At 61.4% G+C, this 18807-nt stretch carries 15 protein-coding genes; 8 read left to right on the top strand and 7 right to left on the bottom strand.

Going from position 1 to position 18807, the window contains the following annotated elements; genetic code table 11:
* Positions 1-281 precede the first annotated feature (281 nt).
* The gene (locus CRI93_RS11300; protein WP_098062747.1) at positions 282-1208 is read left to right on the top strand and encodes a ribonuclease Z; all 927 of its coding nucleotides are present in this window, start codon (positions 282-284) and stop codon (positions 1206-1208) included.
* 145 nt (positions 1209-1353) lie between these two features.
* Positions 1354-3354: an ABC transporter ATP-binding protein gene (locus tag CRI93_RS11295; RefSeq protein WP_245850483.1), complete on the top strand. Its 2001-nt coding sequence runs from the start codon at positions 1354-1356 to the stop codon at positions 3352-3354.
* A 226-nt stretch (positions 3355-3580) separates the two neighbouring features.
* Here CRI93_RS11295 and CRI93_RS11290 read toward each other — a convergent pair whose 3' ends face one another.
* The 5 genes from CRI93_RS11290 to CRI93_RS11270 all read right to left on the bottom strand — a co-directional run bounded on the left by CRI93_RS11290 (position 3581) and on the right by CRI93_RS11270 (position 8780).
* Positions 3581-4531, bottom strand: coding sequence for a 6-bladed beta-propeller (locus CRI93_RS11290; RefSeq protein WP_141491679.1), 951 nt, complete (start codon positions 4529-4531; stop codon positions 3581-3583).
* A 716-nt stretch (positions 4532-5247) separates the two neighbouring features.
* A complete protein-coding gene (locus tag CRI93_RS11285) occupies positions 5248-6387 on the bottom strand; it encodes a DNA polymerase Y subunit UmuC family protein (protein WP_098062745.1) in 1140 nt (379 codons plus the stop codon).
* Positions 6388-6431: 44 nt separating this feature from the next.
* Positions 6432-7064, bottom strand: coding sequence for a transcriptional repressor LexA (lexA, locus tag CRI93_RS11280; protein WP_098062744.1), 633 nt, complete (start codon positions 7062-7064; stop codon positions 6432-6434).
* 235 nt (positions 7065-7299) lie between these two features.
* Complete coding sequence (locus tag CRI93_RS11275) at positions 7300-7731, bottom strand: acyl-CoA thioesterase (protein ID WP_098062743.1); 432 nt, start codon at positions 7729-7731, stop codon at positions 7300-7302.
* Between the two features lie 245 nt (positions 7732-7976).
* Complete coding sequence (locus CRI93_RS11270) at positions 7977-8780, bottom strand: tetratricopeptide repeat protein (protein ID WP_098062742.1); 804 nt, start codon at positions 8778-8780, stop codon at positions 7977-7979.
* A gap of 137 nt (positions 8781-8917) precedes the next feature.
* Between CRI93_RS11270 and CRI93_RS11265 the strand changes: the two genes are divergently transcribed.
* From CRI93_RS11265 to CRI93_RS11255, 3 genes are all read left to right on the top strand, one after another.
* Positions 8918-9208, top strand: coding sequence for a DUF2470 domain-containing protein (locus CRI93_RS11265; protein WP_176521839.1), 291 nt, complete (start codon positions 8918-8920; stop codon positions 9206-9208).
* A gap of 129 nt (positions 9209-9337) precedes the next feature.
* Positions 9338-9763 carry a hypothetical protein gene (locus CRI93_RS11260; protein WP_098062740.1) on the top strand — a complete coding sequence of 142 codons (426 nt, stop codon included), beginning with the start codon at positions 9338-9340 and terminating at the stop codon, positions 9761-9763.
* 171 nt (positions 9764-9934) lie between these two features.
* Positions 9935-10915 (top strand): glycoside hydrolase family 113, encoded by a 981-nt coding sequence (locus tag CRI93_RS11255; protein ID WP_098062739.1) that lies wholly within the window; start codon positions 9935-9937, stop codon positions 10913-10915.
* A gap of 10 nt (positions 10916-10925) precedes the next feature.
* Here the strand turns inward: CRI93_RS11255 and CRI93_RS11250 are convergent, their stop codons facing one another.
* Positions 10926-13391, bottom strand: a complete 2466-nt coding sequence (locus CRI93_RS11250; protein ID WP_098062738.1) for a heme lyase CcmF/NrfE family subunit — start codon at positions 13389-13391, stop codon at positions 10926-10928.
* 212 nt (positions 13392-13603) lie between these two features.
* Positions 13604-14182, bottom strand: coding sequence for a DUF3177 family protein (locus CRI93_RS11245; RefSeq protein WP_098062737.1), 579 nt, complete (start codon positions 14180-14182; stop codon positions 13604-13606).
* 164 nt (positions 14183-14346) lie between these two features.
* Here CRI93_RS11245 and CRI93_RS11240 point away from each other — a divergent pair, with 164 nt between their 5' ends.
* The 3 genes from CRI93_RS11240 (at position 14347) to CRI93_RS11230 (ending at position 18712) form a co-directional block, all read left to right on the top strand.
* On the top strand, positions 14347-14844 hold the full coding sequence (locus tag CRI93_RS11240) for a hypothetical protein (RefSeq protein WP_098062736.1): 498 nt from the start codon (positions 14347-14349) through the stop codon (positions 14842-14844).
* Positions 14845-14929: 85 nt separating this feature from the next.
* The gene (rsmI, locus tag CRI93_RS11235; RefSeq protein ID WP_098062735.1) at positions 14930-15598 is read left to right on the top strand and encodes a 16S rRNA (cytidine(1402)-2'-O)-methyltransferase; all 669 of its coding nucleotides are present in this window, start codon (positions 14930-14932) and stop codon (positions 15596-15598) included.
* 180 nt (positions 15599-15778) lie between these two features.
* Positions 15779-18712, top strand: coding sequence for a glycosyltransferase family 117 protein (locus CRI93_RS11230; protein ID WP_098062734.1), 2934 nt, complete (start codon positions 15779-15781; stop codon positions 18710-18712).
* Positions 18713-18807: the final 95 nt, after the last annotated feature.

Here is an 18807-nt window from a genome sequence, read left to right as displayed (position 1 = left end):
GCAATTCGAAAGGATGAACAGCGTCAATATACGAAAAGACAACTCAAAAATAACGTGGGGACGCGTGCCGTGCCAAACCGCGTCTGCTGAACGCCAGGGAGATGGTTCGTTGGGGATGATTGCATGGGAACCATCAAAATGAGAATTGACAGAGCAGGAGATCTTCCTACAGAACCAAGATCAGACCACACACAGCCCGAACTCGCACTCGCGCACGGCATACCTTTCGCATCCCCCACGCTAATTGGCGTGCTCCTTCTGCTCTCCCTTCGTTTTCTGCCATGCCCACGTTTACTCCGCTCGGTACCGCCTCTGCTGTGCCGGCCCACGGACGCCATCTCTCAGCAGCGCTGCTTACACACCACGGACGCCATATCCTGTTCGACTGCGGCGAGGGCACGCAGTATCGCCTGCACGCTGTGGAGGCTTCGGCGGCACGCATCGATGTGATTGCGATTACGCATCTGCATGGCGACCACTGCTACGGGCTGCCGGGCCTGCTCTCGTCCATGGCATTGCAGCAGCGCACGGACCCGCTCGTGTGCATCGGTCCGCCCGGGCTAAAGGCATGGCTCGCGGCCACGCCCGGCACGGCCCCTGCTGATCTGCCGTTTGCGTGCACCGTCCGCGAGATGATACCGCCCCCGGCCTGCACGACCGTGTGGCGCGGACGCCATGCCTGGCTCGAAGCTCACGCCCTGGACCACCGCGTGCCCGTGATGGGCTATCGGTGGACCACCTACACCCGCACGGGGCCGCTGGATGTGGAGCGGGCCCGCGCGCTGGGCGTCTCGCATCCGCCGGACTTTGGACGCCTGAAGGAAGGCACGCCTGTAACGACCGACGACGGCACCCGCGTGCGGCCTGACGATGTGGTGGGGCCGCCGCAACCCGGCGTGTCGTGCGCATACATTACAGATACGCGTCCCGGCCCCGGCAGCCGTGCGCTGGCGCAGCGCGCGCACCTGGCGTATCATGACGCGACGTTTGGGTCCGAGCATGCGGCCCGTGCCACTGAGACGGGACACAGCACCGCCGCGCAGGCGGCGCAGATCGCCCGCAGATCCGGCACCCATCGCCTGCTCCTGGGGCATCTGAGCGCCCGATACGAAGACTGGTCCCAGCTCGAAGCCGAGGCCCGGCGCATCCACCCAAACACCGAGGGCGCCCGCGAAGGCCATGCGTATCCGATTGAACCTGCCGACTGAAACGCGGCTCCGGCATGCGTAACAGCGCTGTGATTGCCGTGTGGACGCGCAACCCTGTGTTGGAGACATGAGTTAAGGTTACGTTGCACACGCAAATGCTATTTGTGTGTTGCGCTTCATAGATCTGGAATTATTCTGCTGGCTTGTGGCTGCTTCTTCCACCAACAATACCAACGGCGCTGCGCGTAGCGATGCCGACGATGCCTCGCGCGAGGAGGCCAATCTGTCGGATGCCCGCGAAGCGTACAAGGGCGACGATGAAGACGACACCCCGAGCGGATTCGAGCAGATGGAGAGCCGTCTGGTGGGGCGCATTGGGACGTACCTGAAGCCGTACGCGGGCTGGGTGGCGCTGGCGCTGGGCATCACGTTTATCGCGTCGATGCTGGGTCCGCTGCGCCCTTTGCTCATTCAGTTGGCCATTGACCAGTATATTGTGGGAGGCAGTGCGGCGCCGGGCGGCCTGCAGGGCTGGATCGTGGCGCAAGCCGAGGCGCTGGGCACGTGGGGCGTAACCGGCTTGCAGGCGATTGTGCTCTTTCTGGTGGTGGCGCTCATGACCGAGGGCCTGTTTGCGTTCATCAAGAACTACATGACGCAGTGGATTGGCCAGCGCGCCATCTATGACCTGCGCACCACGGTCTTCGACTTTGTGCTGCGCCAGCCGCTGAAGTTCTTCGACCGCACGCCGGTGGGCCGCCTCATCACGCGCACCACCAGCGATGTGGAGGCGCTCAGCGACGTGCTCTCGTCGGGCGTGGTCGTGATTCTGGGCGATCTGTTCCGCCTTGTGTTCATCACGTACTTCATGTTCACGATCAACCCCACGCTGGCCATCGTGACGCTTACGGTGATGCCGCTCATGGTGTGGGTCACGTTCTGGTTTCGGAACCATGTGCGCACGCACTACCGCGAAACCCGCAAGCAGATCTCACGGCTTAACTCCTTCATTCAGGAGCACGTAACGGGCATCACCATCGTGCAGCTCTTTGGTCGCGAGAACGAGGAGATGCGCCGCTTCAAACAGATCAACAATGACCACCGCGACGCACAGATCCAGACCATCTTCTACTTTGCGATCTTCTGGCCGGCGGTGCAGATCATTGCCGATGTGGCTGTGGGCGCGGTGCTCTGGTTTGGCGGTCTGCAAGCGATGACGAGCTCGGCCCTCACGCTGGGTGTGCTCATTGCGTTCATCCAGTACGCGCGCCAGTTCTTCGAGCCGATTCGGGAGCTCTCGAATCAGTACAACACGCTGCAGCGCGCCATGGCGGGGGCTGAGCGCATCTTCGGGCTGCTCGACGACGATTATTCGCTTGAAGAGCCGGATACGCCGGTGAAGCTGGATGCGCTGAAGGGTCGCATTCGCTTCGAGAACGTGTGGTTCACCTATGAAGACCTCGACCGTGTGGACGATCCGGCCGCGCATGATCATGTCGAGTGGATTCTGAAGGATGTCTCGTTCACCATTGAGCCCGGCGAAACCGCCGCCCTCGTGGGCGCTACCGGCGCGGGCAAGTCCACCGTGATGAACGTGCTTCTGCGCTTCTACGACATTCAGCACGGGCGCATTCTGGTGGATGGCGTGGACATCCGCGACCTGCGCCTCCAAGACCTGCGCCGCCACATTGGGCTGGTGCTGCAAGACGTGTTCTTGTTCTCGGGCACCGTGGAGCGCAACCTGACGCTGGGCAACGACGACATCTCGGAGGAGGCCATCCGCGAGGCCGTGCGCATGGTGCAGGCGGATCGGTTCATCGACCAGCTCCCCGAGGGCTTCCAGCAAGACGTGAAGGAGCGCGGGGCCTCCCTCTCGCACGGGCAGCGTCAGCTGCTGGCATTTGTGCGTGCGCTGCTCTACCGCCCCGATGTGCTGGTGCTCGACGAGGCCACCTCCAGCGTAGACACCGAGACCGAGGCGCTCATCCAACGCGCGCTGGAGGCCCTCACCGAAGACCGCACCACGCTGGCAGTAGCGCACCGCCTCTCCACCATCCGCGACGCCGACCAGATTTTGGTGATGCACAAAGGCGAAATCCGCGAACGTGGCACACACGATGAACTGCTCCAGCTCGACGGCCTCTACCGCCGCCTCTACGATATGCAGTACCGCGAGCAGGAGCCTGCTGTGGCTGAGGCGCGATGAGTAGTAGGGCGCTTATGTGTTTAGCGACTTGCTCCAGATAGCCGGGGACGCAAGCGGTCCCCGGCTATGGATTTGACTCACATCGCGCCGCTCCATAGCCCGGGATCAGTATTCCGACGGCTGTCGGAAGAATATCCCGGGCGGCCATTGAACCGCGCTAAACAGATACCACGGCGCGCCGTGTCCCTACCCACGCATCTCTGCTCGCTTGTCGCCCACGACCGCCTCAGTACGTGTCGGGGACATAGTACTCGGTGAGCACGTAGTCGATATCTCCGGCCTCATTCGTTTGCGTCCGCAGTGTAAGGAAACCGCGATCGGTGGGTCCAAGAATGGGATCATCTGTTTCGAATGCTTCTTCAGAAAGCGAGAGCGACTGGCAGGCGTCCTGCTCTCCGTTCGCATCAAGGAGATGAACGTGTAGCCGACGCGTGTTCGTGACAACGTCTCCAACATCGAGCGTACCCCCGCCGGTCTGATCTTCAACAGCTTCCGAAAAAGAGCGCTCGTACTCCAGTACGCCATGCTGCAGCACAGCCAGGGTTACGCCTCCTCCTACAGCATGTATAGAAGAGAAGCGGCTGCTCTTAAATGCCTGCTCAGACGCCCCCAAGATATCGCTGTTGATATCTTCGAGACGCTGGTAATCCTGGACGGCATCGGTGTTAAATGCATTGTCGTTGATGTCTACGGTGGACGTTGCGCCCGTATCTGTGTTGTACACATGCATGATGGGCTCAGCAGGCGAGGCGTAGAGAAGCTGCTGCTGTGTCGCGTCGTATGCGATGGGACTGGATCCGTCGAGCAGACTCAGCGGAAAGTGTGCTCCAGAAGCCTGCCCAAGCTGTATGCTTGCGTTGCCCCGATCTTGTCGAGCATACGCAGCAATGTAATTCTCTCTGAGACCACCTCCGTGATAACCAAACAAGGTGTCTCCCTGAAGGGCAAAGTTCGAGAAGTTACGGCTTATACCGGTCCACTCCTGCAGCGCCTGTCCATCTTGATCAAAGGTTATGAGCTTGCGGTTGCCTCGATCCCAAACGGCCAGTCTCTCGTTGTTGAAGCGGAGAACGAGCGGCCCCTGATATTCGAACGGGCCCTGCCCCACCCGCCCGATGTCCTGGCGAAACTGCCCTTCTGAATTTAACAAAACAATGCCCGGGTCGGCCGTAGCCACGGCAATTCCGTGCGTTGGATGCATTGCAGCGCTCTCTATGTTGCCCAGGAGCTGCGTGTCCTGGTTCAACGTTACACTTCGGGTCTTCAGAAATGTATCCTCACACTGCCCGTATGCAGTGCCTGTGAATATGCACAGCACAAATACTGATAGAAGTAATGATTTCATTTGATTATTTACGCAAACTATTACAAAAAAACGGAGATGTTTTTACACCTCTCCGCTGTGCTAATGGTATGTACCTTGTTAATGCTTAACACCAGGTGAGCAAAGGACAGCCTTCTTCTCCTCCAGAAGCACACGTTACTTTGATCTGCGTCTCCGTTCCTAATGAGCCTTCTAATCCAACATCCCATCCCGCATCGCATAGATCTGCATCGTAGAACTGCGGATTTACAGAGAGTCCTGCAGAACGCATTTCACCAAGTGTAGAATTAATGCTGCACGGAGACTGTACACGAACTGTCTCATCTTGATCGGACGGGACAACTTCACCCACATCTGGGTACGCGAAGCCTACAAACATTAAGGAAGCAAATACTACTAATGCTGGAATTCCAAGCTTTAAGACTTTCATTTTGAAAGGTTTTTGTGACTAACAAAATTAACTTCACACTTATTATCTCTCTCTCTCTCTCTCTTCATTTTCAAATCTAAAACGTAACAATGACGTGACTGGTGTTTCCATTCTCGAAGCAAATGGATGTCCAGTGTCCCTACCCACGCACCTCGGCTCGCTCGTCGCCAACCACTTCGCTATGCTCTGGGAGCACGTCAGGCACGGTGTCGTCTGCAATAGAGGCTCGGGCCATCCGTGACGAAGCGGCCCGGCGCGGACGCAGGGTCTGCCGGAAGAATACGTCGGGATAGACTTCGGGGATGGCCAGCACCCCCAGCGCTACGCGCAGCGTCGCGACCTCCAGTCCGGGCTGCATGAGTGCGCGTAACAGTTCGTGGGCGACCGGCGACAGGGCGCTGCGGGTGCGCATGGGCGCATGCAGCAGGCGGCTGGCGCACAGCACCGCGCCCGAGCAGGCATCGACGACCCGCACGGTGATGCGCTGGCACGTCTTGGCGCCCAGTGCACTCACCGTCTGGCTGAGCAACCGCGCCAGCGCCGGCTGCACCTGCTCCCAGTAGACGGCGGGCGTGTCCCAGTGCAGCGCCCGACGCACCGTGTCGGGGGCGGTGTAGAGCGGCACCGGAGCCCGGTCCACACGCGACGGATGCAGCAGCCGGTGCAGCCGCTTCCCCTGCGTTCCAAACTCGGCCTGCAACCGCCGCCGTGACACGTCTTGCAGCGGCCCCAGCCGGTCGTATCCGGCGTCTTTCAGGTGCTCAATCATCGGCAGCGGATAGTCCAGGCGCAGCAGCTGTTCGATGCGCAGCTCGTGCACCAGTGCGGCGATGTCGCCGTGTGTAAGACGATGCAGCATACCGGGCTGTGCACATAGCGCACCGAGACGCGCTGCCGGACGGTCGGGAGCCCACGCGGCTTGCACGCCTGTTGCTTCCAAGAAATCGCTCAACGCCTCAGCATCCACCAGATCGAAATAGAGGAGCCCTGTATCCACCGGCTCAATACGCGGCGTGTAGGCATTCAGACGCTGCATCACGTCGACCCAAACGGCGGCCTCAGCGCGCGGGTTGCGTTCGCGTATGGAGACAGCGGTATCTTCGACTTCTGTGCGCATCATGCCAGATGTAACGCCTGCCTGCTGCGCGGCTGGGGTAGACGCCAGCACGCGGTCTTCGCTGACTACCGCAAGACCCGCCTCGGACGCTGTGTCGTGCTGCTCATCCAGATACTGGAGCGCCCACGCCGGGTAGTCGGGGATGTACAGGCAACCAATCATGCAAGTAGACCAGTTATGAGGAAAAGAGGAGCGCGCCATATGCCCTACACGCGGCGCATGTCGAGGACTGCCACCACCACGCCCTGAATGCGCACGCGCTCGGCGGGGTACTGTGTGGGCATGTAGGCGCTGTTTTGCGGAACGAGGTGTACGGTGTTATCCTCGAACCGAACGGTCTTGAGCGTGCCGCCGTCGCCATCCACCCACACGGCGCAGATGTCGCCGCTGGTGGCTTCTTGCGTGGAGCGCACCACCACGAGCGCGCCCTCGGCCAGTCCGGCATCGACCATCGAGTCGCCGTCCACGCGCAGGAAGTAGTCGCCCGGTTTCAGGGAAACCGGCACCAGGTCTTCCAGCCCCGCGACGGTGTCGAGGTGCTCGCCTGCCACATCCGACAGCGGCCCGGCGGGGATGCGCCCGAGCACCATCCAGGCATCGTCGACCAGGTGGCGCGCTTTGTCGGTGAGCGACAGATGCAGCGGACCGCGCGCCCCAGAGCGCTCGCGCACCAGGTAGCCTTTCTTTTCGATCCACCGTAATTGCTCGTAGGCGGTCGCGTGCGAGCTCCACCCAAAGTGATCAGCGATTTCGGTGCCCGTGGGCGGACGATCGTACGTTTCCATATGATCGGCAATAAACGTCACGATCTGCTCCTGACGCTTTGTGAGCGCGCTCATACGTTGCGGATGGAAGTCGGGGGAACGACGAACCTGTGCGGGGTGACATGCGCCTGGTGGGGCGCGCTGCAAACCACCGTCATTGGTTACGGTGGTATGATAGGAAGCAGCAGCGACGTATGCAAGTCCCTATTCACCAACGCCGCCTATGCTGCGCCTCCCCCAACAAAAAAAGCCCACCCCGTGGGCAGGCTTTGTTGCACTGCGGTGTACCCGATGGAACGTACAGAGTGGACTATGCGGGCAGCGCCTCGCGCATGGCATCGGGCAAAGCCACAGGACGGCCCGTGGCAAAGTCAATCCAAACGATGGAGGCCGAGCCCCGCGCCACGACGGTATCAGGCGCCGCTTCCGTGGTGATGCGGTAATACGTCTCGATGCTGGAGCGCCCCGGGACGCCGCTCAGCAGTTCCACGCGAACCGTTGCCGGATGCCGAAGCGGCTGCTTGAATGCGCAAGCCGTGTGAGCCACCACGGGTCCGACCTCGCCCTCCATCGAAGCGCCGGGCAACGTGCGCAGCCACTCGACCCGCGTTTGCTCAAAGTAGCGAAAAAACTTCGTGTTGTTGACGTGCCGAAACGCATCCATATCGCCCCAGCGCACGGGAAGGGTGGCGGTGTGCATGACAGCGGCGTCGTCGGGAATGGCGATGCGGGTACGCGGCATGGGCGCGAGGTCTTATGTGAGCAGAGTACGGGGGCGGTCTTTGGAGGCAGCAACTGTAACTACAGCATGCAGACGGGGCAGAGCCCCTGAACAGCCGCGTCACGAGGCGGAGCCTCGCGACGAGATAACCTACCGGTACCCGGAGACTGGGAGCTTCGCGGGCGCGTACGTCTCCAGCGGTAGTGGCAGGACCGAACGGAAGACCGTTCGGCTCAGGCAACGATGCAGGATACGTTCTCGTGCAGCTAATACAGCGACGTGTCGAACGCGCGGCGGTGGGCTTTTGTGGCGGGATGCTCTGGCCCGAGCAAGGTGAAGAGCGCCACGCACGCCTTACGAGCGCCATCGTCGTCGAGGTCGCGGTCGGTGCGTACAACGTCGATGAACTGGCTGAGGGCGTCGTCGAAGCAGGTGTCGCGCAGCGCCGCCAGCGCCTCCTGGTAGGTCGCTGCCGCCTCGGTATCGGGCAGATCGGGCGTGTCGGTGAGCAGGCGGCTGAGCGTCTGCACCGCCTCACGCTGCTGACGCAGATCGGGCGCGGCAATGTCGAGCGACTCGACCAGCGACGCGGCGCGCTCCGGATCCTCAAACACGATCGCCGTGCTCATCAGCAGGTTCGCCTCCGGCTCCGATGCGTCTTCTGCGACAATCGGCTCCAGCAACGCGATGGCATCGTCGCGGCGGCCCTCGTCGAGCGCGGTTCGGGCCTGGCCAATGGCTTTCTTCTCCGGCGTCGGCAGGTGCTCGTCGAGCCACTGATCAACCGCATGGCGCGGCAGCGCACCGGTAAACTCGGCCGCCACGGTGCCATCCACAAAGAGCTTGACCGCCGGAATGCCGCGTACGCCATACTGGCGCGCCACATTGTTGTGCTCGTCGACGTTGAGCTTCACAAGCGTCCAGTCGTCGCGCTCCGCATCCAGCTGTTCGAGCGTGGGCCCGAGCTGGCGGCACGGACCGCACCAGGGCGCCCAGAAGTCGACCAGTACCGGCGTGGTGCGGCTGGCTTCGATCACATCGGTTGCAAAATCGGTCGCCGTCGTCTCCATGTCAGGAATAGATTGATGAATCAGAACGCATACATTGCATGCACTTACGTACGACGCCAGCCGCCCCAATTTGCTTCATGCATCTGCGCGGTTTGGCAATTTCTCATCGTGCCCGCTCCCCATACGCCTGCCGATATATGTCGTTTTCCACCGCCGCACCCCGCATCATCAACCACATGAACGAGGACCACGCCGACGCGCTGCGGCTGTACGTGCGTGCGTTCTCAGATGCCGTGCCCAACGGCCCCGTACGCATGACCGGCATCGATGCCGATACGATGACGCTCCACCTCGCATCGTCCGATACGACCGTGCGCATCCCCTTTGACCCGCCCCTTGAGAGCGCCGATGACGCCCACACGCGCCTCGTGCAGATGGTTCAGGAGGCCCGGGCTACGCTTGACGATCACGACGCGTCTGCGTCATGATTCCCCACATCGTTGAACGCACAACGCGCCCCGGTGCAACTGCATGCTGCGTACGCCGTTACGCACCATGAAGGATGTGCAAACCAAACGCCCATCCCCCGAATCCTGCTTACTTTTTCTGCTGTGCTTATGTGGTCCTGGATTCACTCCCTTACCAGCGCTGGCATCCCCGACGTATCGCCCGCCTCGGCCCGAAAACGTGTTGAACGCGGTGCGGCCTATCTCGATGGCGTCGATCCGCACTGGTACCGCAGCGTCGATCCCGTTACGCTGGAGCTCTCCGACGGGTCGCACTGCGTACTCGGCCAGATGCACGGCGACTACCGCCTGGGGCTGGGCCGTGCGCATCTGCTCAACATGGGCTCCGGGCCCCGCGCCAGCCTCTCGCCCGTCGCCTATGGCTTTCAGGCGGCCGACACCGGCGATGCCGACATGGATGCCCACGACTACGATCTGCTCACGGCCGCCTGGGCCGAGGCCGTCCGCGCACGCCACGCCGCCGACACCGGCTCGCCCTTCGACGACCCCGCGCCTGCTCTCTCTACCCGTGCTTAACCCACCGGTTTGCTCGCTTTATCCGTTTCATGCTGGAGGATACGTGGGGTTGCCGCGCTGATTGGGGGGCTTCTGCTGACTGGAATTGGGGGGAGCGCCTGTACGCCATCGGGGTCGTCGAAGGTTGAGGACGCGCCCGCTCCGTCATCCGTCGCAGAACCATCAGTCGCCGTGCCCGATAGCGCCCGCCTCTGGGCCGTCACGCTCGATGCCCGAGAGCCGCCCACCGACGCCGACCTGGACCGCCTGGCGGCCCTTGGCACCACGCACCTCACGCTCATCCCGTTTGGCTTCCAGCGCACCGCCAATACGCCCCGCATCCGCCTGAATACCGATGCCGGATGGTACAGCGAAAGCGATCAGGGCATCCGCACGCTGGCTCAGATGGCGGACGACCGCGGTATGGGCCTCATCCTCAAACCGCATCTCTGGCTTGGCAGCTACAACACCGACGGCCAAGAACGCAACGCTATCGGGTTTGAGACCGAAGCCGAGTGGACCGAGTGGGAGGCCGCCTACACGCGCTTCCTGATGCATTACGCCCGCCTGGCCCGCGACGTAGCAGCCGATGTGCTGGTGGTAGGCACCGAACTGGCCCGCGCCGCCCACGAGCGCCCCGACTTCTGGCGCGCGCTCATCACAGAGGTGCGTAGCGTCTACCGTGGCGATCTGACCTACGCCGCCAACTGGTACGACGAGTACGAGACCATTCCATTTTGGAATGCGCTCGACTACATCGGCGTACAGGCGTACTTTCCGCTCTCTGATGCCAACGAGCCCTCTACCGAAGCCCTGATTCGCGGGTGGGATGCGCATGTCGACGCGCTCCAAGAAGTGGCCGCGCGCGCCGAGCGTCCGGTGCTGTTCACCGAGGCCGGATACCGAAGCGTACGCACCGCCGCCGCCAAGCCGTGGGTCTGGCCCGACCGCCATGCCGACGATCCCAGCAGCCATGCGCCCGAACTGCAGGCCCGGCTCTACGAGGCGCTGTTTACGCGGTTTAGCGAGGTGCCCTGGTTTGCAGGTATCGTGCTATGGAAGTGGCACCCGGCCCGCAACGCCGACCGTCCGCAGAGCTTTACCCCGCAAGGCAAGCCCGCCGAAGACGTGATCCGGCGGGGCTTTGCGCAGGAGCCCTTGGCGGACTCGTAACCGGCGCGAGCTATGCACGGTGGCGGATGTCTTGCACGCGCCGCACCAGCGCCACCACGAAGCCCATCGACAGCATGATGAAGCCGATCCACACCAGACTGATGAGCGGCTTCACCTGCGCCTGCACCACGACCCAGTCGTCGGGCATCACGTCGACGCCGTCAATGGCAAAGTTGGCGCGGCCCGAGTCCACATCCATCTTGGTAAAGGCCAGCCGGATCCCCCAGTCTTCGATCTGCGCCTCGATGTAGCGCTCAGTGCGCTGGTTGGTAATCATGTACACCGGCGTGAGGCGGCGCGTCTCATTCGTCTCCAGATCCGTCATCTCAATAATGGCTCCCACCGAGAGCTGCACATCATCGGCCACATCGGCGTTGGGCAGCTCCATGTCGAATCCCTTGAAGGCAATGGCATACGCATCGTTGCCAATGACCGTTGAGTCGCCCCGTGCCAGCTGAAACTCGCCGCCCGAGGCTTCCTCTTCGATGCCCGTTGCGGCACGCGGCGTGACGGACACGAACAGATCTTGCTCGAAGAACTTCTTCACCCCAGGATGCATGAACCACTGTCCGTCGTCGGACTCGTAGGCTTCGGGGCGCACCGTATAGCTGCGGTTTTGGCGGTCGGTGACGTCGAGGATGTACTCGTCGCGTCCGTAGTCGTTGGTGGTGCGGTCGCGGTAGGTAATCTCGTATCCATTCACGTCACGCGTCTCCCCGCGCGCCAGCACAAAGTTTTCGCGGGAGGCATCTTCGATGTCAGCGGTCGTCCGGATTTCGCCGAGCATAGGCAGGGCGCGGTCGAACGAGCTGGAGGCGACAATGCCCAGCATCATGATGGCAAATCCGATGTGCGTAACGGCGCCACCTGCCATCCGCGGATTGCCGCGGCCAATGCGCCACAGCACCATGCCGTTGCCAAAGAGCGAGAAGAACGATCCGAAGACCAGCATCAGCAGCAAGAGGGCATAGCCATAGGTATCCCAAAATACCCCGAGCCCCTCGGTGAAGCCCGCACTGGCAAACTCTTGCACCGGGGTGTCGGTGGGCAGAATGACCGTCTGCTGTGCAAACGGCGTAAGCATGAGCACCGCAATCGTCGCCACCGCAGCGGCGCTCAGAGGTTTCAGGATGACGCGGTTCAGATGCTGCACGCCCATCTTATTCCACCACATAAGCTGCCCGACGCCGGCCAAGAACACCAGTCCAAGCGCCAGCGGGAGCGTCCACCGATTGTAGAACTCAAGGGGTACGGTGGAGGGCTGCGACTGGAAGATGCGCCCAATGATGGGCGTGCTGGTTCCCAGAATGACGACGGCACTGATGGCAGCGAGCACCATGGCGCCCGAGAAGATCATGAACTCGCGCGACACGATACGCGGGGCGTTCTCCGGCTCGGGCAGTTCGTTGTATCGCCAGGCAAAGAGTCCCAGGCCCAGCACCGTCATGCCCACGATCCAAATGAGAAGCTGGTTGTAGAGCCCCAGATCCACAAACGAGTGCACCGACACGTCACCTAAGATGCCACTACGTGTTAGAAACGTAGAGTATACCACAAAGACGTAGGCCAGAATGCTAAGGATAAGCGCGGCCTTGTGGCTCGATCCGCTCTTCTTCTGCACGAGCATGGTATGCAGCGCCGCCACGCCGATGAGCCACGGCACCAGCGACGAGTTTTCGACCGGATCCCAGGCCCAGTATCCGCCAAACGAGAGCGTGACGTATGCCCAGTAGCCGCCCATGGCAATGCCAATGCCCAGCATGAGAATGGCAAAGATCGTCCACGGCATCGCCGGGCGCACCCACTGCGTGTACTTGCGTTTCCACAGCGCCGCAATGGCAAAGGCAAACGGTACCACCATTGTGGAAAAGCCCGAGAACAGCACCGGCGGGTGGATGGTCATCCAGGGATTTTGCAGCAGATCGTTGAGTCCCTGCCCGTCGGCCGGGATGAAGCCGGGATTGTCCTGAAAGATGGGCGCGGTCGGAAACTTCTCGCCCAGCGTCATGAACGGCGAAGCGCCGATAGGCAAGTCGCCCAGCTGCAGGCCCACGAGCATAGAGAGAAGCGCGGCCTGACAGAGGGCTACGACAGCCATTACAGGCGCTTCGTACCGGCGCTTCACGTAGCTAATCAGCAGTCCGCCGGTGCCACACATCATGAGCGCCCAGAGCAGGAACGAGCCTTCCTGACCGGCCCAGAACGCCGAGATCAGGTAACGAAGTGGCAGGTCGTTCGAGGTCTGCTGATACACGTAGGCGTACTGGTACTGGTGATTCAGCAGCAGGTACCAGAGGATGCCAGAGGCTACAAGCACCCCTGCCGACATAGCGCCCCACGACCAGCGTCCAGCGCGTGTCCAAAGACGACGTTCGCCTGCAGAAGTAGATTGAGCCGCCCAGAAAAACATGATTCCGGACAATGCACACACTACAAAGGCGCTGATGATAAACAGCTCTCCAACGGTACCAAGCATGAGTAGACGACCATCGAGAAAGGGGGAGGCTCGGCTTGGGTGATCCAAGGTGCAGCACGCCTTTCGGTTCCTGCTACACCACACTGGACCGAAGCTCCCGGTCCTGATTCATGTTAATTTGCGCGCAGGTCACTGCAAGCAGACCGGTACGGTGCACGACAGATGCGTAGGCGCCCCTCGAATTGAGAGGCCCTGCCCGTTTATCTATGGCTTCACGCACGCTCCGATGTCCGCTGGCGCAGCCGATACATCGTAGCCATGAGATACAGGCTGTATGCGCTAAGCGCCACCCAGGCCCAGCGCCCCAGCATCCACCAGTCGGCCCCTTCGTGAAAGAGCGACGCGTAGGCTTGTGGCGGGCCGTACCAGGCCTGGCACGACGCTGGGGCGTCCCCAGTAATAGCACAGCCAACCATCGGAATCATAGACACAGCACCCGCGACGGAATACACCACCACAAAGTACCACCACACACGGTACACGCGCGCCTGCCATGACGTAGGCTCCGGGAGCGGATGCTTCCAGGTGGCGCCAATATCGCCCCGCCACAGCACCAACGGCACAATGACGCGTGCCGCTACACTCGTCATAAACCCCATGGTCATTTCGGCAATCCACAGATATACGGTGATGCCCAACAGCGCGGCAGCCCGCCAGTAGGCCAGCATGCGCATGCGCACCGCCGGTACGCGCACCGAGGCCACCAACAATGCCAGGGGAAAGATAATGAGCGTGACGGTGGCAAACGCAAATTCAACATACGCCACGCGGTGCCAGTCCAACGAAGTCATACCATGTAGGGGTTAATGAGCGTGCACCCTGCATGGCATCCTGACCTGCGCGCTACTGTTCCGAACGCCCTGGACTTATCGAAACGCTCTGCAGTTTCGGTTCATTGTTTTGATTCGTAGGTTACCCCTGTTCGCTTGTTTAGACTGGCCTCCTTCTTTTGTCTATGCGCCTACAATCTGTATTTATTGGCGGCATCGTTGCAGGCGTGCTCAGCACGTCGTACCTTTCGCTGATCAATGTGCTGTGTTGCCTGGGTGTGATGCTCGGTGGAGGCACAGCCGCCTGGCACTACATCACCACAGCCGACCGCTCCATCGACCCGGTCGAGGGCGCGACTCTTGGGGCCGGCGCTGGCCTCGTTGGCTCGCTGCTTAGCACGCTCTTCGACTGGATCTTGCAGCCGTTGAATCTGGATGGCGAATCGGTCCTCCAATCCCTCATGGGGGTCGACATGCAGCAGATGGTGCAGGAACAACAGGGCCAAATGATGCAAGAGCCCAGTACGGGCCTGCTGATCGTGTCGATGATTATGGGGGCGGTCTTGCTTGCCGTGTTCGGGGCCATCGGAGGCGCAGTGGGAGCTTCGCTCTTTGGGGCCGACGATAGCGATGACCTGCCCACGCCCCCCGACCCACCATCGCGCACGGGCTCCGAATGGTAGCTCCGAACAGCAGCCTCAAAGCCGATACTCCAGTTTCCGCTGGACCGCTGGCCTCTTCGCATCCCTTACGCTTTGTCTGTCCTGCATGCTGTACCTTGTGCCTACTCCTATCGGCAACCTCGACGACATGACGTACCGGGCGGTCGATACGTTGAAACAGGTTGACCTTATTGCCTGTGAGGATACGCGCACCTCGGGCGTATTGCTGAATCACTACGCCATCGATACGCCCACCACCAGCTTCCACGCCCATAACGAACACGACAAAACGCCGCATCTGGTAAAGCGAATGCGCGTAGGGCACGACATTGCCCTCATTACCGATGCGGGCACGCCGGGCATCTCCGACCCGGGCTTCTACCTGGCTCGTGCCTGCCACGAAGCAAGCGTGCCCGTGTCGGCGCTTCCGGGAGCAACCGCCTTTGTACCGGCTCTTACCGCAAGCGGACTACCCTCCGATCGCTTTGTGTTTGAAGGGTTTTTGCCCCGTAAAAAGGGCCGCCAGACGCGTTTGGAAACGCTGTCGACCGAGCCGCGCACCCTCGTTCTTTATGAGTCGCCGTACCGGCTGGTGCGCACACTTGGCGACCTGGCCACGGCCCTGGGCACCGACCGCCAGGCCGCTGTGGCGCGCGAGATCACCAAAATGCACGAAGAGCTGCGCCGTGGCTCCCTAACGGAGCTGCGCTCCTACTATGAGAGCGAATCGAAGGTGCGAGGCGAGTGCGTCGTCATCGTCGACGGCGCGGCCTAACGAGATCTGCCGCAATCTTTGCCCGATTTGCATAACCTACGCATCCGATTCTCGCGCATCTGTTCGTTTGTTGGATCCGTGGCCTGTTGGCTGCATTGACGTGCATGTTGCACTTCCGCTCTTGCATCGCTCTGGAGCGGCCTCCGCTTTGTTCTGATTTCGTAGCTGCTGCCCTCCTGCATGAATTGGTCGCACCTCGACCGGTATCTTCCGGCTGCTCTTTTCGCCTTTGCGCTGATCCTGTATGCGCTCACCGTAGCCCCCACGGTCTCGTTCTGGGATCCGGGCGAACGGATCGCTGTGTCGAGCACGCTTCAGATTCCCCACCCGCCCGGGGCGCCCTTCTACATGCTGGTGGGCCGTCTCTTTTCGATGTTCGTGCCCGCCTCATATGTGGCGCTCTCCATGAACATGATCTCGGTGCTTGCCAGTGCCGCTGCGGTGACACTGACGTACCTCATCGTACTGCAGCTCATACGCGAGTGGCGCGGCCCGAAGTCAACATGGACGCCCAGTGTGCGCGTCACCGCCTATGTGGGTGGCCTCGTGGGCGCGCTCACGCTCGCAGTGTCGGACTCGTTCTGGTTTAACGCGGTGGAGGCCGAAACGTATGCGTTGTCGACCTTTTTCACCACGCTCTGCGTCTGGCTTACGCTAAAGTGGAGCGAGTACGCGCAAGCCGAAGACCGTGACCTGGCACGCGGCGTAAAGCACGTCCTGGGCTCCTCGTCGGAGCGGTGGCTGCTGGTGGTTGCCTACCTGTACGGGCTCGCTATTGGCATCCACCTGCTTAGCCTGCTCTCGCTCTTCTTTGTGGCGCTTATCGTGTTTTTCCAGCGCTACGATAATCCCGATTGGAGCGCAGGCACGCGGTTTCAGTATCTGGCGCTGGCTGGAGGCATCGCATCGGGCATCTTCTTTCTGCTGTATCCAGGCATTATTCAGGGCCTGCCGACGGTGCTGGAAGCCACCCAGGCCCCGTTCCTCGTGCTTACAATCATGGCCTCGCTGCTGGTCTATGGGCTCTACATCACCCATACCAAACGGATGCGCGTTGCCAACCTGCTCGTGCTCTATGTAGTACTCGGGCTCATTGGGTACTCCTCCTACTTCCTCATCCCCATTCGCAGCTCGATCAACCCGCCCATTGACCAGAACAACCCCTCATCGCTGGAGAACTTTGTCTCCTACATGTCGCGCGAGCAGTACGGCGACCGCCCGTTGCTCAGCGGGTCGACCTACAACGATGAAACCGGACGCGTGGAGCGCGATGCGGAGGCGCTGTTCCCCCGCCGCTGGTCGCCCAACCCACGCCACACGCAGGTCTACGACCGCTACAACTCCGATCTGGACTTCTTTCTGCGGTACCAGATTGGGCACATGTACACCCGGTACTTCTTGTGGAACTTTGCCGGGCGGGCTGCCGATACGCAAGACGCTCCTGCCGCCACAGGCATTTCCTTCCTCGATCCCGACATTGCTAACGAGGCCACGGTTGAGGAAGCCACACCCAGCGAGCGCGCCGGACGCAGCGTCTACTTTGCGCTTCCGCTCCTCCTGGGGCTCTTTGGTGCCTTTTACCACTTTACGTGGGACTGGCGTCGCGCCACAGCCGTGGCATTCCTGTTCTTCATTACGGGCATTGGGATCATCATCTACCTGAACCAGACGCCCATGCAGCCCCGCGAGCGCGACTACTCGTACGCGGGCAGCTTCTTTGCCTTCAGCATATGGGTCGGACTCGGGGCCACCGGCCTGCTCCATCTGCTCAAAGACAGCCTCTTCAGCACCTGGTCCAAATCGAAGCGATGGCTTGGGCTGGCCGCAGCAGGCGCACTCCTACTGGCTACCGTGCCGGGCTGGATGCTCTACCAAAACTATGACAGTCACGACCGGTCGGGGCGCTACCTGCCCAGCGACTATGCCTACAACATGCTTAACAGCGTAGCCCCCAATGCCATCCTGTTTACCAACGGCGACAACGATACCTTCCCGCTGTGGTACCTGCAAGAGGTCGAAGGCGTGCGCCGCGATGTGCGCGTGGTCAACCTCTCGCTTCTGAACACGCCGTGGTACATCAAGCAGCTCAAAAACCAGCAGGCTCACGAATCGGAGCCGCTTCCGTTTTCGTTTTCGGACGAACAGATCGAAGAGCTTCGCCCTCGCGCCTGGCGGGCCCAGCCGGTTTCGATTCCAGTAGATTCGGAAGCTGTCATCGAAAACGGTACGGTCGCCGACTCCGACTCGGCACGCGTATCCCGTCCGCTACAGTGGCAACTGGAGGGACGCCCCTTCGATGAGCGCAGCAATATGCTGCAGATTGCCGACCTCGCAGTCTTCGACCTCATTCGTAGCAACGCCGAGAACGACTGGTCACGCCCTGTCTACTTTGCCGTGACGGTGGCGCAGAGCGGGCGACTTAACCTGGACGATTACCTGCAACTTGAGGGCCAGGCCTATCGCATCGTTCCTGTGCAACACGACCAGCGCTTTGGGCGCGTGGTGCCCGACATCACCATCGACCGGATGCAGGACTTCCGCTTCCGCGGCCTTGCCGATCCCGATGTGTACTACGACGAAAATGCCCGCCGCATGGCCGATGGCTATCGCCTGTTCGTGACACATGCCGCCGAGCAATGGGCTTCCAGCGGACACGAAGAGGAGGCCCGCGCCTTTCTCGACGACTTTGTAGAGCAGGTTCCCTTTGGTACCATTGCCGGAAACCTGCAGAGCTACGTGCTTACGGCGCAGGCATATGAATCTATGGGTGCCACCGACCGCGTGGCTGAAATCATGACCGATATGGAGCCCATGGTCTTCCAGGAGCTGCAGCAGGCCAGCAGCACGCAAGACTTCCTCTTTGCCCTCCGGTTTGCGGGCTCGGTGCGCATGAGCTACCAGGAAGCCGACCGCCCCGATCGCGTAGAACAGTTCGATACGCGATTTGAGGAGCTGCGCCGCACGCTTCCGTACGACATTCCCGTCGACATCCTGCGCGACTACGGCCTCACCGACTCGGCATCGCCCGATCCCGAGGGGCTGCTTCCGGGCACCGGCGGCGACTCTGCGTCGGCCCCTGCCGTTCCCCCAGCAGGCGGCCCTCCACAGCCCTAACGGCTTATTCACGCCTGGGGGCCCCGCTTACGGCCTTTGCTTCAACATACAGGCCGTTCAAGGGGATGCTGGGGACTCTTGCGCGAGTACAACCT

It is taken from the genome of Longimonas halophila, from assembly GCF_002554705.1.
In the GTDB taxonomy this organism is placed as follows: domain Bacteria; phylum Bacteroidota; class Rhodothermia; order Rhodothermales; family Salinibacteraceae; genus Longimonas; species Longimonas halophila.
This window is presented reverse-complemented; position numbering and strand designations above follow the sequence as displayed.

Excerpts from the sequence above, each read along its gene's own strand:
- CRI93_RS11250 (WP_098062738.1), bottom strand. The coding sequence starts at position 13,391 with ATGCTTGGTACCGTTGGAGAGCTGTTTATCATCAGCGCCTTTGTAGTG.
- CRI93_RS11260 (WP_098062740.1), top strand. The coding sequence starts at position 9,338 with ATGTGGTCCTGGATTCACTCCCTTACCAGCGCTGGCATCCCCGACGTA.
- CRI93_RS11300 (WP_098062747.1), top strand. The coding sequence starts at position 282 with ATGCCCACGTTTACTCCGCTCGGTACCGCCTCTGCTGTGCCGGCCCAC.
- lexA (WP_098062744.1), bottom strand. The coding sequence starts at position 7,064 with ATGAGCGCGCTCACAAAGCGTCAGGAGCAGATCGTGACGTTTATTGCC.
- CRI93_RS11270 (WP_098062742.1), bottom strand. The coding sequence starts at position 8,780 with ATGGAGACGACGGCGACCGATTTTGCAACCGATGTGATCGAAGCCAGC.
- CRI93_RS11230 (WP_098062734.1), top strand. The coding sequence starts at position 15,779 with ATGAATTGGTCGCACCTCGACCGGTATCTTCCGGCTGCTCTTTTCGCC.
- CRI93_RS11275 (WP_098062743.1), bottom strand. The coding sequence starts at position 7,731 with ATGCCGCGTACCCGCATCGCCATTCCCGACGACGCCGCTGTCATGCAC.
- CRI93_RS11265 (WP_176521839.1), top strand. The coding sequence starts at position 8,918 with ATGTCGTTTTCCACCGCCGCACCCCGCATCATCAACCACATGAACGAG.
- rsmI (WP_098062735.1), top strand. The coding sequence starts at position 14,930 with ATGCTGTACCTTGTGCCTACTCCTATCGGCAACCTCGACGACATGACG.
- CRI93_RS11245 (WP_098062737.1), bottom strand. The coding sequence starts at position 14,182 with ATGACTTCGTTGGACTGGCACCGCGTGGCGTATGTTGAATTTGCGTTT.
- CRI93_RS11240 (WP_098062736.1), top strand. The coding sequence starts at position 14,347 with ATGCGCCTACAATCTGTATTTATTGGCGGCATCGTTGCAGGCGTGCTC.
- CRI93_RS11285 (WP_098062745.1), bottom strand. The coding sequence starts at position 6,387 with ATGATTGGTTGCCTGTACATCCCCGACTACCCGGCGTGGGCGCTCCAG.